This window comes from Streptomyces sp. SID13726 (assembly GCF_010548375.1).
Lineage (GTDB): Bacteria > Actinomycetota > Actinomycetes > Streptomycetales > Streptomycetaceae > Streptomyces.
The window spans coordinates 1-407 of sequence record NZ_JAAGLY010000678.1; the positions used below are offsets into that span (position 1 = coordinate 1).

General features: G+C 74.2%; 1 protein-coding gene. It reads left to right on the plus strand.

What is annotated here, in order from left to right:
- Nucleotides 1–16: 16 nt before the first annotated feature.
- The coding region (locus G3I78_RS49745; protein WP_239158502.1) for a LysR substrate-binding domain-containing protein at nt 17–407 on the plus strand (391 nt) is incomplete at its 3' end.

Below are 407 nucleotides of genomic sequence, written 5' to 3' on the forward strand. Positions count from 1 at the left end.
CCTGACGTTCGGCGTCATGGGACCCCTGTGGCAGGAGATCGCCCCCGTCACGGCGCTGTTCCGCGCCCGCAACCCGCACGTCGACCTGCGCATGCGCGAGGTCCGCCTCGACGAGCCCTTCCGCCTCCTGCGCGACGGCGAGGTCGACGTCGCGCTCCTGTGGCTCCCCGTCGAGGAGAAGGACCTCGCGGTCGGCCCGGTGACCTTCACCGAGCCGATCGTGCTCGCCGTCGGGCGGAAGCACCCGCTCGCCACGCGCTCGTCGGTGTCCGTCGCCGAGCTGGCCGACGAGAACGTCCTGCCCTCCGGGCTGCCCGTCCCCGACTACTGGGAGGACGCCGTCAGCCCCGTCCCCCGCAGCGAGCCCGAGCGCGGCGGCACCACCCCGACGCGCGAGGAGGTGCTGT